The sequence below is a fragment of the Acidisoma silvae genome (genome assembly GCF_020618775.1).
Classification (GTDB): Bacteria; Pseudomonadota; Alphaproteobacteria; order Acetobacterales; family Acetobacteraceae; genus Acidisoma; species Acidisoma silvae.
The window spans coordinates 57,738-70,722 of record NZ_JAESVB010000015.1 but is presented as its reverse complement, the minus strand read 5'-3'; the positions used below and the strand labels follow the sequence as shown (position 1 = coordinate 70,722).

Genomic DNA, 12,985 nt, shown 5'->3' with positions numbered 1-12,985 from the left:
ATCGGCGATAGAAACCCCAATCCGTCACACCACCATAGGCTTGCCGCATGCGTATTTCGCCGCAATCACCGCTGTTCGTCGTGCTGCTGGGGGCCATGTCGGCCATGCCGCCGCTGGCGACGGATCTGGCTTTGCCGGCACTAGGGGCTATCGCGACGGGCCTGCATACCACGGCCGGGCTCAGCGGATTGACGATCAGCCTGTTCATGGCCGGGTTCGCGGCGACGCCTTTGCTCTACGGCCCGCTGTCAGACCGCTATGGCCGCAAGCCGGTGCTGATGACGGGCTTGCTGGTCTTCGCGCTGGCCTCGCTGCTCTGCGCTGTAGCACCCTCGATCGGCACGCTGCTGGTCGCCCGCCTGCTGGAAGGCGCGGGGGCAGGGGCCGGCATCACCATGGCTTTCGCCATTGTCCGCGACCTGTTTTCCGGCACGGCCGCGCGCACGCGCCTGTCCATGGTCACCGTCGTCATCAATTTCGCACCGGTGATCGCACCCAGCCTGGGCGCGGCCATCCTCGTCTTCGCCTCCTGGCGCGGGATCTATGCCGCGCTCGCCATCATAGCCTTCATCGTCGTGATCGTGAGCGCCTTTGGCTATGCCGAGTCCCGCAACCCCGAGGTTGCAGGCGCACCTGGCGGCCTCATCTCGGGTTACAGGCGACTGCTCGGCAATCGCGCTTGCGTCGGCAACTTTCTGGTCTACGGCTTCGGCTTCGGCAGTGCCTTCGGCTATATCTCCGGCTCGTCCCTGGTGCTGATCGGCCTGTATCATGTCACGCCTTCCCAATATGCGGTGCTCTTTGCCTGCACGGCTTTGGGAATCGTCTTCGGCGCCACGATCAACGGCTGGCTGAGCACGCGGGGCGCCCATCATTTGCCGATGCTGCCTTTGGGCGTCGCCTGCCTGATCCTCGTGACGGCTGTTTTGACGGCCTTGTCGGTCAGCCAGGCGGTGCCGCTGGTGGTCGTCATGCCGCTGTTCTTCCTGGTGACCTTCTGTTTCGGCATCATCGCCCCCAATGCCAGCCATGGCACGCTGGATCCGATCCCTGAGATTGCGGGCGTCGGCGCGGCCGTTCTCGCCTCCTTCCAGATGGTCTGCGCCGCCATATCCAGCGCCCTGGCGGCATTGCTCTTCGGGCAATTCGGCCTCGCGGCCATCGCGGTTGTGATGCTGGGCTTTGCTGTCGCGGCCGGGCTCGCCTTCCTGATCGTGCCGCGCGGCGGCAAGCACCAGTTGGCCGAGGCCACCGGCATCTAATCCGGCCGCGCCTCTGTTGTTGCGTATTTGACGACGCATGGGAGGCGCTGGTGACGCGCAAAGGATCGGAACTGGATTTTTAGGGCGGCCAAGCGGCCAAGCGGCCCGGCTGGTCCTGCATGGGCGGCACGCGCGTCTTTTTCCACCGAAGCGCCCCGGCATTGGCGCGCGGGCATTTGCATAAGAATTGACCGAATTCCGCCGAAAGGGTGCAAATAGACGCGGGCGGCCGCGAAAAATATCGCACCGCAAAACTGCCTCAAAATCGAGCGATCGGATAAAAACTTGAGCAAATCAGCGGATTTTTGATTTAGGTCAATTTTCGATTGACAGATTGTAGACAATCGTCAATCTGAAGATGGTTTTTGGGGCTTCCAGATGTCTGACCCGGATCGAAAAGCAGCGCGTTCCGATCGTCATCATGCACAGGCTGTGCTGTCCTGTGCGTTCGGTCGCGTTGCGATTGTTGGTCTAACAACATCATCGCTGGTTATGTGGTCGCCTTAGATTTGGCTATGAGATTTTTCCCGCATTGACAAGGACGGTTCGCGCGTCATGTCCGCGCCGCTTCATGCTGGCGAAGCCGTGTGAAGTTGGAGGTTTCTACCGTCAGCCGTCGCACGTGACTTAAGGAATACAGGATGCAACTCGGTCTTTTCAATCTCATGACCCTTCGGGACCATCCGGATGGTGCTCGCGGCGTGATGCGTGATACCCGCAAGATGGTCGAGACGGCAGAAGAACTCGGCTTCGACATCGCGTGGTTTGCCGAGCATCATTTTGCCAATTACTCCAGCTCACCGTCACCGCTGATGATGTGCTCCTACGCCGCCGGCTGGACAAAGACGATCAAGCTCGGGCCGGGCGTGATCGTGCTGCCGCTGTATAATCCGCTGCGCGTCGCGCAGGAAATCGCGGTTGCCGATACGCAGACCGAAGGGCGCCTGGTCGTCGGCATGGGCACGGGCTATCAGCAGTATGAGTTCGACCGCTACAAGGTTGCGCTGGAAGAGCGCGTCGATGTCTTTCTTGAATATTGGGACGTGATCGAGCGCGCGCTGATCGACGGGGAAGTCGAATACAAGGGCAAGCATGTGTCGATTCCCAAGACGCATTTTGCGATCAAGACCTTGCAAAAGCCGCTGCCGCCGCTGTTTGTCACCTCATCGCATCCGAAACTTCTCGACCGGTTCAAGAAATGGCAGGCGACGCCCTTTCTTGCCGCCAGCACGCTCGGTTCGCCGGTGCTCTACAAGATGGTTGACGGGCTGAACGATGCCTGGACGTCGCTCGGCGAGCAGCCTGCGACCAAGCCGCTGGCCATCATGCAATATGTCAGCATCACCGACAGCCGCGCCGAAGCTTTGGAGGTCGCCGAGCGCGCCCGCTATGTCGGCCGCATGTCGCATTACCTGCGGCAGGCGGAGCTTCCGCTGGACGACAAGGGCTTCATCAGAAACGAAGCCTATGAAGGCGAATATACGCTTGATGAATATGCCGACAAAACTGTGGTCGGTGATCCGCACATTGTGGCCGAGAAAATAGTCGCCAATATCCGGCGGCTGAATCCCAGCAACTTTACCTGCAATTTCTCTTTCGGCTGCATGCCTATTGAACGCGCCCATAGTTCCATCCTGCGCTTCAAGAAGGACGTCGTGCCGCTGATCGAACGAGAAGTTGGCCCGCTCGCCAATATCGGAATCCAGAGCGAGGCCATGCGCAAGGCGAGCTGACCCAGGCTATGGTCCGCACCTGACTGTCATCTGTAACGACTAGATATGAGAGGGGATTAAGGCGTGACACTATTCGGTAAGACAATGCTGGCGACGACCGTGCTGGCGCTTGGATTCGCTGGCCATGCCAGCGCACAGTCGCAGTCGGCGCTCGATAAAATCGAGCAATCCAAGGTGCTGCGTTGCGGCATTATGCTGGATAGTCCCCCGGCCGGGTATCGCGACGAAAACAACCAGCCCGATGGCTATGACGTTGCCTATTGCAAGGACATGGCTGCCGCGCTGGGCGCCAAGCCCGATATCGTCGAAGTCAGCTCGCCTGACCGTATTCCGGCACTCGTTTCCAACCGTATCGACGTGCTGGTCGCTTCCACCACGCCGACGCCGCAGCGTGAACTGACGGTCGCCTTCAGCCAGCCCTATACGAATAACGTCATGGTTGTCGTCACGAACAAAAGCACCGGCATCAAGACCTTCGCTGATCTGAAAGGCAAGCATCTCGGCGGCGTCGTCGGCAGCACGCCGGAGCAGCTTTTCAAAGCCAAGATGGCGACGGACTGGAAGAATGCCGGCACCACCTATACCGGCTATGCGAGCGACGCCGAGACCGACATGGCTTTGGAACAGGGCAAGATCGACGCCATCCTGATCGACAACAGCGTCTTCCGCGCGCTTGCGGGCAGCGGCCAGTTCCCCAATCTCGTCATGGGCGGCAATGCACCTTTGAATGACTGGGGTTCGCTCGCGGTGCGCCGTGACGATTTCCAGTTCCTCAACTGGGTGCGTGAATTCGTCTTCCAGCAGGTGCAGTCCGGCCGCTTCGCCGAACTCTACAAAAAGTATTATGGCGTGGACGCACCGCCGCTGACGGCTGATGGCGTGACCTTCTAATGGCAAACCCCATGCCGGCGGCAAAGTCCGCCGGCATGGGCATGGAATGACGGCATGAACGGATATCACTTCTACTGGTCGACCGTATGGCAATCCTTTCCGCTGATGCTGGCTGGCGCCTGGGTCACGATCCAGATCACCTTCCTGGCCTTCATCATCGGCACAGTGATTGCCATGCCCATGGCCGTGGCGCGCCAGAAGGGTGAGGGATGGGCCTATCGCGTCTCGACAAGCTGGGTGGAACTGGCGCGGAATACACCGGCGGTCTTTCAGCTCTTTGTCTTTTATTTCGGCCTCGGTGCCTTTCATATCAATATTCCGAGTTATGCCGCCGTCCTCATCTCGGTCTCGTTCAATAATGCCGGCTATATGACGGAGATTTTCCGGGGCGGCCTTTCCGCCATTCCGCGACAGCAAATGTCGGCGGCGCGGTCACTCGGCATGACAAGCCCGCAGAGCTTCATGCACGTGATCTTCCCGCAAATGTTCAAGGTGATCTTCCTCGCCTATATCACGCAGGGGATCTGGGGCATGCTCAACAGCTCTCTCGGCATGCTGGTCGGGTTGCAGGATCTGACGGGCGCAACCCAATATGCGCAGTCCGTTTCGTTCCGCACTTTCGAGTTCTTCATCGTTGCCGCGGGGATGTATTATCTCATCGCAAAAGGGTTGCAGTTTTCCGCCCTGATTGCGTTTCGGCTCATGTATAGGAGCTAAGCGTGCAATTTCAGTTCGCCCAGCAGGGCCTCACCTGGCACGATACCTATTTTCTGGCGGAAGGCCTGCTCAATACGCTTGAACTGGCGGCGTCGGCGACGGTCGTCGGCACCATCGGCGGCGTTGTCCTGGGCTGGGTGCGCACGGTCTCCGTCACCGCACGGGTCGCCACCACGCCCATCGTCGATATTCTGCGCAGCGTGCCGATGATCATCCAGCTGATTCTGGCTAATAGCTTTCTGTCACTGGCCGGATTCAGCACCTCGCCTTTCATATTCGGCACGGTGGCGCTGGGTGCCTGGATGGCAGCCGTCACGGCTGAGGTCGTTCGCGCGGGCCTGCTGTCGGTGCCGCCGCAATATGGCAAAAGCGCCCGCTCGCTCGGCATGAACCGCCGCCAGGAGCTTGTCTATATTTCGCTGCCTTTGGCCTTCAGAACCGCTTTAGCGCCGTGGATCAATCTTGTTCTGAGCCTCATCAAGGACAGCGCTCTGGCCGGCGTCATCGGCTATGTCGATTATATGCGCGCAACCCAGACGCTGATCACGCGAACGCATGAGACCTGGGTTTTGCTGCTGGGCGCAGGGTTCTTGTATTTCATTATCTGTTATCCGGTCTCCAAATACAGCCGGCGCCTGGAAAGAAAGATTGCCGTATGATCGAAATCAGGAGTGTCAGAAAGACGTTCGGCCCGCTTGAGGTTCTCAAGGGCATCAGTCTCGACGTGAACAAGGGCGAGCTGCTTTGCCTGATCGGTGCCAGCGGCTCCGGCAAATCGACCTTGCTGCAATGTATCAATGGTCTTGAGCCCATTCAGGGCGGTGAGATCATCGTTGACGGCGTCAGCGTTCATGATCCGAAGACCAATATCAACACCCTGCGCCGCAAGCTCGGCATCGTCTTCCAGCAGTACAACGCCTTTCCGCATCTGACGGCGCTGGAGAATGTCGCCCTCGCACCGCGCGTGGTGGCAAAGCGCAGCCGGTCGGACGCGCGTGCTTTGGCGCAGAAGCATCTCGATCACGTCGGGCTCGGCGCCAAGGCGGGAAGCTTGCCGTCGAAACTGTCCGGCGGACAGCAGCAGCGCCTGGCCATCGCACGCGCTCTCGCCATGGAGCCGACCTATATGCTGTTCGATGAGGTCACATCCGCGCTCGACCCTGAACTGGTCGGTGAAGTGCTGGAGACGATGCGGCTGCTCAAGGCTGAGGGCATGACGATGGTGGTCGTCACGCATGACATCAGCTTCGCGCGTGAATCGGCCGATCGCGTCGCTTTTCTGCATCAAGGCGAAGTCTGCGAAATCGGTACGGCGGCCGAGGTCATCGACCGGCCGCAGCAACCCCAGACGCAGAAATTTTTGCGGCGGGAGCGGCAGGCGTCCTTGGACATGCTTGAGCGCACGGTCGCCTGATTTCCGGCGCTATCCATAAGCTTAGAAGGTTGAACATGATCTCTTTCGATCTCAAGGGAAAGACCGCGCTGGTGACCGGCGGCGGGTCCGGCATCGGCCTGGAAGCGGCGCGGATGATGGCGCAGGCCGGGGCCAAGGTCGCAATCAACTACCTCCCGTCTGACGAGCGCGGCGCGGCAGCACTGGCGGAATTCAAGGCGGCCGGCCTGGATGTGATCGGCGCGCCCGGGGATGTCGGCAATGCCGACGACGCCCTGCGCATGGTGCTGAAAGCGGTCGCCGATCTCGGCCATCTTGATCTGCTCATCAATAATGCCGGCACGCCGGGCCGCACCACGCCGGTACCGATCGCCGATCTGGATCAGATCACGGAAGAGCTGTGGGCGAACCTGCTCAATGTCAATCTGATGGGCGTTTTCCGCTGCGCCAAGGCGGCGGCACCGGCGCTGAAGGCTTCCAAGGGCGCCATCGTCAATACGGCCTCGATCGCGGGCCTGGGGGCGGTCGCCAGCACGCCGGCCTATAGCGCGTCCAAGGCGGCCGTCATCAACCTCACCAAGAATCTCGCCCATGCGCTGGCGCCGGACGTGCGCGTCAACGCCGTGGCACCGGGTGTCGTCGACAGTTCCTGGAGCATTCAGTGGTCTGAGGAGCGTCACAAAAACGTTCTGGCCAGTACGCCGCTCAAGCGGGTCGCCAGCACGGCGGATGTCGCGGAACTGATGATCTTCCTCGGCTTCGCCGGCAGCATGATTACAGGCCAGACCGTCTCGATCGACGGCGGCATCTACATCTAAGCCCATTTTCTAGAAAAGCCGGAAAGCCTTTATGGAACTTACAAAACTGAAGTCGGGTAGCATTCTCGAACATCACGAGGGCTATTCGCGCATCGTCGCGCTGGATAACTGGATTTTTACTTCCCTGACCTCGGGGCGGAATTTCACGACCCGCGTCATGCCCGAGACGACGATCGAACAGGCGAAGAACGCCATGAAGAATGTCCAGGCGTCGCTGGAAGCCGTCGGCGCCAGCCTGGCCGATGTCGTGCGCCGCCGCATCTTCATCACGCGTCAGGAAGACGTGCCGGAAGTCATGGCCTATATGGGCGAAATCTTCCGTGGCATTGACCCGGCAAGCTGCGTCAGCTGCGGCCCGCTCGGCGGTCCGGAATACTTGTTTGAAATCGAACTGACCGCCTATCGCGGCGCGGGCAGCCTGCCCGTGAACAATCTCTCGATTTCGCTCTAAACGGACAGGCTTGGGGTGCGCCGAATACCGGCGCGCCCTCCCGTGCAACCGGCCCGGGCCGGGGGCAGGGCTTCTCAATAGCCTCTGGAAATCGTATATCGTCTACATTTCCGGAAGACCGCGCAAGCTAATTGCGGTCGCAAATGGGGTTATTGATGCGGCGTGCGGCTGAAACCGAAGCGATAATGGCTCCCATGACGCAGGTGGAGTCCACGCAGTTCGCGGCCGAGCAGATTCGCAATGCGATTATCGCCGGGCATTTCAAACCGGGTGACCGGCTGGTGGAGCAGCAGCTCACAGACATGCTGAACGTGTCGCGTCATCCGGTGCGAGAAGCGCTCCGTATCCTGGCGCGGGAAGGTTTCGTCGATATTCAGCGCAATAAAGGTGCATCCGTCACCGCTCTGGATTCCGACAGCGTCATCGACGTGTACAATCTTCGCATGGCCCTGGGTAAAATCGCGCTGGATCACCTTCTGCACGAGAAGGGCAAAATCTCCGCCAGCATGCTCAAGCGGCTGGAAAAGCTTGCCGCCAGCGCGGTGAAATTCGCGGCGCTGGAAGACCAGTCACAAACGGTCCAGAACGACCTGGAATTCCAGCAGACGATTATCGACGCCACCGGGCTGCAACGCACCATGCGCTATTTCTCGGAACTCACGGGCGATGTGCGGCGGTTCAATAATCTTCTTGCCGTGGTCTATACGGATCGCAAGGGCGACGCGAAGAAATACGTGGTCAAGCTCTTCGAGGCCATTCGTGACGGCAATCTGGAAGAAGCGCAGGCCATCTGGCAAGCCAAGTTCCGCAAGGCGATGGATCGCTACCTCACTCTTATCAAAAGCGACGAATCGGATGGCGCGCGCCGTCCGCTGCCGAAATAGGCGTCACGTCATCGCCGTTTCAGGGGGATGATGACAGCGGCAGAGCCGGCGCTGGCATCAGCCGCGCGGCCTCGGCTGCGAAGTCGAGCAAGGCTTCATCCTGGCCGAAGCCCGCGACCAGCTGCACGCCGATGGGCAGGTTGGTTTGCGACAGGGCGACCGGAAGGCTGACCGCCGGTAGCCCGCCGATATTTACCCAGCCCGTGAAAATGGCATGGTCGCGCGGCCCAGCTTCTTGCCCGTCTATGCGCGTGGGGTAGGGTGCCGCCGCGTCCCAGGGCAAGGCGGCGGCCGCAGGCGTCAGCACAAGATCGTAGGACGCGAACAGGGAAGCGAATTGTGCGCGCAACACAGCGACGGTCTCCAGGCTGGCCACATAATCCGTTCCGGTGACCAGGCGTCCTTCCGCCGCCATGGCGCGCACCGAGGCGCCCGCCACTGCCTCGAAACCCGGCTGCCAGGTCATGATATGCGCGACCCCCGCACGCGTGATGGCGGACCAGACGCGTCCTGCGGCGGAGAGATCGAAAAAGACCGCGCCCTCCGTCACATCCGCGCCGGTCTCCGTCAGGGCCTCGGCAAAACCCCGCGTGGCGGCGGCGACCTCGGGGTCGACGGGCGATGACCCGAATTGCGGCACATACAGCACGCGCGGCTTGCCGGCCCAGCCGGTCCCCGGCACGAGGAGAGAGCGCCGGTCGCGCGCATCCGGCCCGCGCAGCACGTCATCCAGCAGCCGCGCATCGGCCAGGCTGCGCGTCAGCGTGCCGATGACCTCGAAATCGCTCAGAATGGTCGGGAAACCGCCGAACCGCGCGATACGCCCGGTGGAGGGCTTCCATCCCACCAGCCCGGTATGGCTGGCGGGGCGGCGGATGGAGCCGCCGGCATCGGTGCCGATGGCGCCAGGCACGAAACCGGCGGCGACGCTCGCCGCCGCGCCGCCGGATGATCCGCCTGGCGTGAGCGCCGGATTCCAGGGATTGCCGGTGACGCCGAACAGATCATTGGCGGTATAGCCCTCCACCGTGAGCTCGGGGACATTGGTCTTGCCCAGAATGACAGCGCCCGCCGCGCGCAGGCGCGCCACCGGCAATTCATCCTCGGCCGGCACGAAGCCGGCCAGCGCGCGGCTGCCCCAGGTCGCGGGCAGGCCGGCTGCCAGGAGATTGTCCTTGATGGAGAGCGGCACGCCGTCCAGCGCCGAGCGGGCCGCGCCCGCCGCGCGCCGCCGGTCACTGTCCCGCGCCGCCGCGCGGGCGCCCGCGTCATCCAGCGCCACGAAACTGTTGAGCGCGCCGTCACCTGCCGCGATGCGGGCGAGCGCGCGATCCAGCAGCGCTTCGGCGGTCAGCGCGCCGGCCCGCAGGGCGGCGGCGAGGCCAGTGATATCCTCAGGCATGACAGGCGCGCTCACAAAGGTTTGCCGATGGCGGCGGGGAGTTTCGTGGAACGGCCGAGCCCGGCCAGAACGGCCAGTGCGATGAGATAGGGCACCATCTGCACCACATAGGAACTCACCGGCACGCCATAGGTTTGCAGCCGCAGTTCGAAAGCCTCGGCGGCGCCGAAGACCAGGCAGGCGGCCGCCGCGCCCCAGGGGTTCCAGCGTCCGACGATGAGGGAGGCGAGTGCAAGGTAGCCGCGTCCGCCCGTCATGCCGTCCGTGAAGGTGCCGACCTGCTGTAGCGACAGCACGGCGCCGCCCAGGCCGGCAATAGCGCCGCCGCAGATGATGGCGGTGAAGCGCAGGCGCATGGGGCTTGATCCTGCCACGAAAACGGCTTCGGGATTTTCCCCCGCCGCGCGCAGTTTGAGCCCGGTTTGCGTGCGGTAGAGCAGGAATGACAGGCCAGCGCAGCCCAGCAGGGCAAGATAGGTCAGCGGTGGATGCGCGAATAACAGCGGGCCGAGGACAGGAATTGCGCTCAGGCCGGGAATGGGCCAGGGGCCGAGCGGGTCCACCTGAATGGCGCTGCTGCCGGCCAGCACATGCAGCAGATAGGTCGTCAGGCCGGCCGCCAGAATATTGACGGTCAGGCCCGTCACCATATTGTCGGCGCGGTAGCGCACGGTCACGATCGCGACGGCCAGGCCCATGGCAGCCCCGCCGGCCAGGGCCATGGCAAGACCCAGAAGGTCGCTGGCGCTGGCCCAGGCGCCGATGACGGCGCCGAAGGCGCCCATCAGCATCATGCCTTCCAGACCCACGGCGAAAACGCCGGCGCGTTCCGACAGGATGCCGCCCAGGGCGGCGAAGACCAGAGGTGTTGCGATGCGGATGCTGGCGGCCAGAAAGTCGATCATGCGCGGCGCACCGTGGCAGCCAGGATGAGCAGCATGGTGATGCCCTCGATCACGACGACAAGGGCCGAGGGCACGCCGATCTGCCGCTGCATGGACAGCGCGCCCGATTCCAGCAGACCCACGAAAAGTGCGGCGGGGATCACCGCCGCCGGTTCCAGTGCGCCCAGCAGCGCCACGGTCACGGCCTTGAAGCCGAAGCCGGTCGAAAAACCCTCGATCAGCCGGTGATGCAGGCCCAGAACCTCCGTGCCGCCCGCGATACCGGCAAGGCCCCCGGCCGTGAGCATGACGCCCCAGGTGATGCCCGCAGCCGAAAAGCCGGCATAGGCGGCGGCGCGGCGGGATTGTCCGGTCACGCGGATGGCGAAGCCGAAGGGCGTCTTCCACAGCAGGACAGAGAGTGCCAGCGCTGCGATCACGCCCAGGATAATGCCGCCATGGAAGAAGACATGCGGGGCGCGCCACAGCCAGTCGGCGCGCGGCAGCGGGCGGGATTGCAGGAACCCGGCACCGGGCTGGCCGAGCGGCCCGGCCAGCGCCAGTTGCACCAGCAACAGCGCCACGAAGTTCAGCAGCAGCGTGACGAGAACCTCATGCACGCGGCGGCCGAGATGAATGGCGGTCGCGATGCCCGCCCAGGCGGCACCGCACAGCGCCGCACCGATGATGGCGGCGACAGCGCTGAGCAGGCCCGGCTGGCCGGGCCAGAGCAGCACCACGCCGGCTGCGCCGATGCCGCCCATGGCGATCTGCCCATCCGCGCCGATATTGATGACGCCGGCACGGAAGCACAGGGCCACGCCGCTTCCCGCCAGCAGATAGGGTGACGTGCGGTTGAGCGCCTCACCGATCTGGTAGGGCGATCCAAACACGCCACCCAGCATGGCCGCGAAAGCGGTCAGCGGATTATGGCCAGTCAGCGCGATGAGCAGGGCGGCGATGATGAAGGACAGCAGGACAGCGCCCAGGATGCGCGGCAGCAGACCCTGCCGGCGCAGGGCGATCCGCGTCGCTGGCGTGGCGGACAAGGCGTCGCTCATGCCGCGCGGCCTGACATCCAGAGGCCGAGCTGCGCCATATCCACGCCGCCGCGCGGCATGATGCCCGCGATGGCGCCGCCTGCCAGCACGGCGACACGGTCGCTGATGGCCAGCACTTCCTCCAGCTCCGAGGAGATATAGAGCACGGCGGCACCGGCGGCGCGCAGCGCCAGCATCCGCTCCATCACGAAATGCGTGGCGCCGGGGTCCAGCCCCCAGGTGGGCTGATGCGCGATCAACAGGCCGGGGTTACGGTCCAATTCCCGCGCGATGACGATCTTCTGCTGGTTGCCGCCCGAAAGCCGCCCGGCCGGGACAGCAGGGGAGGGCGCGCGGATGTCGAAACCTTGCATGAGGGCGGCGGCGCGTGTCTGCGTCGCGCGCTTCGTAAGCCACCCGCGCCGTGCATAGGGCGGCCGGGCGCTGTCACGCAGCATCAGATTTGCGGCAATCGTCATGCCGCGCACCAGGGCGGTGCTGCTGCGGTCGGCCGGTATATAGGCCAGCCCGGCCGTCATGCGCGCGGAGACGGAGGCATGGGTGATGTCCCGTCCGTCGAGCATCACGCTGCCACCCGTGGCCGCGCGCAAACCCGCCAGCGTTTCGGCAAGTTCCAACTGGCCGTTGCCGTCCACCCCCGCGAGGCCGAGGATTTCCCCGCCGCTGAGGGTGAGGTCCATCGGGCCGATGCCCGCGCCGCCCAGGCCGGATACGGACAGGCGCGTGGCACCGGTCCCGCTTCCGCTGAGATTTTGCGGGGCAGGGACATCGCGCCCTACCATCATGCGGGCCAGCGTCGCGCGATCCGCGCCCGCGACCGGGGCGAAACCCGCGACACGCCCGGCGCGCAGCACCACCACACGGTCGCACACATCCAGAACCTCGGGCAGCTTATGCGTGATGAAGATGATGCCTTTGCCCTCCGCGCGCAGGTGCCGAAGAATGGCCAGAAGCTCGGCGACTTCCGGCGGAGCGAGGTTGGAGGTCGGCTCATCCAGGATCAGAAGCTCGGCATCGCGCAGCACGGCTTTCAGAATTTCAATGCGCTGTCTGCGGCCGAGTGACAGATCACCGACACGGGCGGAGGGATCGAGTTCCAGGCCCAGCCTGCGGCTGGTCTCGCGGATACGATCGGCAATCTCCCGGCGCTTGAGGCGCCATCCCGCGTCCTGCCAGCCCAGCATGATGTTTTCGGCCACCGTCATCGCCTCCACCAGCGTGAAATGCTGGTGGATCATGGCAATGCCGGCTTCCGCCGCCATGCGTGGATTGTGATCGGACAATTCCCGGCCGCGAAAGACGATGCCACCGGCGTCCGGCGGCATCATGCCGAACAGCAGCTTCATGAGCGTGCTTTTGCCCGATCCGTTTTCGCCCAGCAGGCCGACGATCTCCCCGGCCTGCGCGTCAAGATCGATGCCGTCATTGGCCCGCACCGCGCCGAAGCATTTGACGATGCCACGCATCTCCAGAAGGGCCGCCATGGCGG

13 protein-coding genes are annotated in these 12,985 nt (G+C 63.4%); 9 read left to right on the top strand and 4 right to left on the bottom strand.

Going from position 1 to position 12,985, the window contains the following annotated elements; genetic code table 11:
* The first annotated feature begins 47 nt into the window (after positions 1-47).
* From ASILVAE211_RS20795 to ASILVAE211_RS20755, 9 genes are all read left to right on the top strand, one after another.
* Complete coding sequence (locus ASILVAE211_RS20795; RefSeq protein WP_227323286.1) at positions 48-1,262, top strand: multidrug effflux MFS transporter; 1,215 nt, start codon at positions 48-50, stop codon at positions 1,260-1,262.
* Positions 1,263-1,903: 641 nt separating this feature from the next.
* A complete protein-coding gene (locus tag ASILVAE211_RS20790) occupies positions 1,904-2,995 on the top strand; it encodes an LLM class flavin-dependent oxidoreductase (protein WP_227323285.1) in 1,092 nt (363 codons plus the stop codon).
* Positions 2,996-3,058: 63 nt separating this feature from the next.
* A complete protein-coding gene (locus ASILVAE211_RS20785) occupies positions 3,059-3,886 on the top strand; it encodes a transporter substrate-binding domain-containing protein (protein ID WP_227323284.1) in 828 nt (275 codons plus the stop codon).
* 54 nt (positions 3,887-3,940) lie between these two features.
* Positions 3,941-4,603: an amino acid ABC transporter permease gene (locus tag ASILVAE211_RS20780; protein WP_227323283.1), complete on the top strand. Its 663-nt coding sequence runs from the start codon at positions 3,941-3,943 to the stop codon at positions 4,601-4,603.
* 2 nt (positions 4,604-4,605) lie between these two features.
* Positions 4,606-5,262 (top strand): amino acid ABC transporter permease, encoded by a 657-nt coding sequence (locus ASILVAE211_RS20775; protein WP_227323282.1) that lies wholly within the window; start codon positions 4,606-4,608, stop codon positions 5,260-5,262.
* A complete protein-coding gene (locus ASILVAE211_RS20770; RefSeq protein ID WP_227323281.1) occupies positions 5,259-6,017 on the top strand; it encodes an amino acid ABC transporter ATP-binding protein in 759 nt (252 codons plus the stop codon). The genes ASILVAE211_RS20775 and ASILVAE211_RS20770 overlap by 4 nt, the downstream gene beginning before the upstream one ends.
* Positions 6,018-6,052: 35 nt before the next feature.
* Positions 6,053-6,814 (top strand): SDR family NAD(P)-dependent oxidoreductase, encoded by a 762-nt coding sequence (locus ASILVAE211_RS20765; RefSeq protein ID WP_227323280.1) that lies wholly within the window; start codon positions 6,053-6,055, stop codon positions 6,812-6,814.
* A gap of 31 nt (positions 6,815-6,845) precedes the next feature.
* Positions 6,846-7,265: a Rid family hydrolase gene (locus ASILVAE211_RS20760; RefSeq protein ID WP_227323279.1), complete on the top strand. Its 420-nt coding sequence runs from the start codon at positions 6,846-6,848 to the stop codon at positions 7,263-7,265.
* A gap of 194 nt (positions 7,266-7,459) precedes the next feature.
* A complete protein-coding gene (locus tag ASILVAE211_RS20755; protein ID WP_227323278.1) occupies positions 7,460-8,149 on the top strand; it encodes a GntR family transcriptional regulator in 690 nt (229 codons plus the stop codon).
* 19 nt (positions 8,150-8,168) lie between these two features.
* On the opposite strand, the gene ASILVAE211_RS20750 is transcribed toward ASILVAE211_RS20755, so the two are convergent.
* The 4 genes from ASILVAE211_RS20750 to ASILVAE211_RS20735 are packed head-to-tail and all read right to left on the bottom strand — an operon-like array spanning position 8,169 to position 12,980.
* The gene (locus ASILVAE211_RS20750; protein ID WP_227323277.1) at positions 8,169-9,551 is read right to left on the bottom strand and encodes an amidase; all 1,383 of its coding nucleotides are present in this window, start codon (positions 9,549-9,551) and stop codon (positions 8,169-8,171) included.
* 11 nt (positions 9,552-9,562) lie between these two features.
* Positions 9,563-10,456: an ABC transporter permease gene (locus ASILVAE211_RS20745; protein ID WP_227323276.1), complete on the bottom strand. Its 894-nt coding sequence runs from the start codon at positions 10,454-10,456 to the stop codon at positions 9,563-9,565.
* Positions 10,453-11,496: an ABC transporter permease gene (locus ASILVAE211_RS20740; RefSeq protein WP_227323275.1), complete on the bottom strand. Its 1,044-nt coding sequence runs from the start codon at positions 11,494-11,496 to the stop codon at positions 10,453-10,455. The genes ASILVAE211_RS20745 and ASILVAE211_RS20740 overlap by 4 nt, the downstream gene beginning before the upstream one ends.
* Positions 11,493-12,980 carry an ABC transporter ATP-binding protein gene (locus ASILVAE211_RS20735; protein ID WP_227323274.1) on the bottom strand — a complete coding sequence of 496 codons (1,488 nt, stop codon included), beginning with the start codon at positions 12,978-12,980 and terminating at the stop codon, positions 11,493-11,495. Before ASILVAE211_RS20735 ends, ASILVAE211_RS20740 begins: the two co-directional genes overlap by 4 nt.
* Between the last annotated feature and the right edge of the window lie 5 nt (positions 12,981-12,985).

Excerpts from the sequence above, each read along its gene's own strand:
- ASILVAE211_RS20755 (WP_227323278.1), top strand. The coding sequence starts at position 7,460 with ATGACGCAGGTGGAGTCCACGCAGTTCGCGGCCGAGCAGATTCGCAAT.
- ASILVAE211_RS20735 (WP_227323274.1), bottom strand. The coding sequence starts at position 12,980 with ATGGCGGCCCTTCTGGAGATGCGTGGCATCGTCAAATGCTTCGGCGCG.
- ASILVAE211_RS20780 (WP_227323283.1), top strand. The coding sequence starts at position 3,941 with ATGAACGGATATCACTTCTACTGGTCGACCGTATGGCAATCCTTTCCG.
- ASILVAE211_RS20790 (WP_227323285.1), top strand. The coding sequence starts at position 1,904 with ATGCAACTCGGTCTTTTCAATCTCATGACCCTTCGGGACCATCCGGAT.
- ASILVAE211_RS20745 (WP_227323276.1), bottom strand. The coding sequence starts at position 10,456 with ATGATCGACTTTCTGGCCGCCAGCATCCGCATCGCAACACCTCTGGTC.
- ASILVAE211_RS20760 (WP_227323279.1), top strand. The coding sequence starts at position 6,846 with ATGGAACTTACAAAACTGAAGTCGGGTAGCATTCTCGAACATCACGAG.
- ASILVAE211_RS20740 (WP_227323275.1), bottom strand. The coding sequence starts at position 11,496 with ATGAGCGACGCCTTGTCCGCCACGCCAGCGACGCGGATCGCCCTGCGC.
- ASILVAE211_RS20765 (WP_227323280.1), top strand. The coding sequence starts at position 6,053 with ATGATCTCTTTCGATCTCAAGGGAAAGACCGCGCTGGTGACCGGCGGC.
- ASILVAE211_RS20795 (WP_227323286.1), top strand. The coding sequence starts at position 48 with ATGCGTATTTCGCCGCAATCACCGCTGTTCGTCGTGCTGCTGGGGGCC.
- ASILVAE211_RS20770 (WP_227323281.1), top strand. The coding sequence starts at position 5,259 with ATGATCGAAATCAGGAGTGTCAGAAAGACGTTCGGCCCGCTTGAGGTT.
- ASILVAE211_RS20750 (WP_227323277.1), bottom strand. The coding sequence starts at position 9,551 with ATGCCTGAGGATATCACTGGCCTCGCCGCCGCCCTGCGGGCCGGCGCG.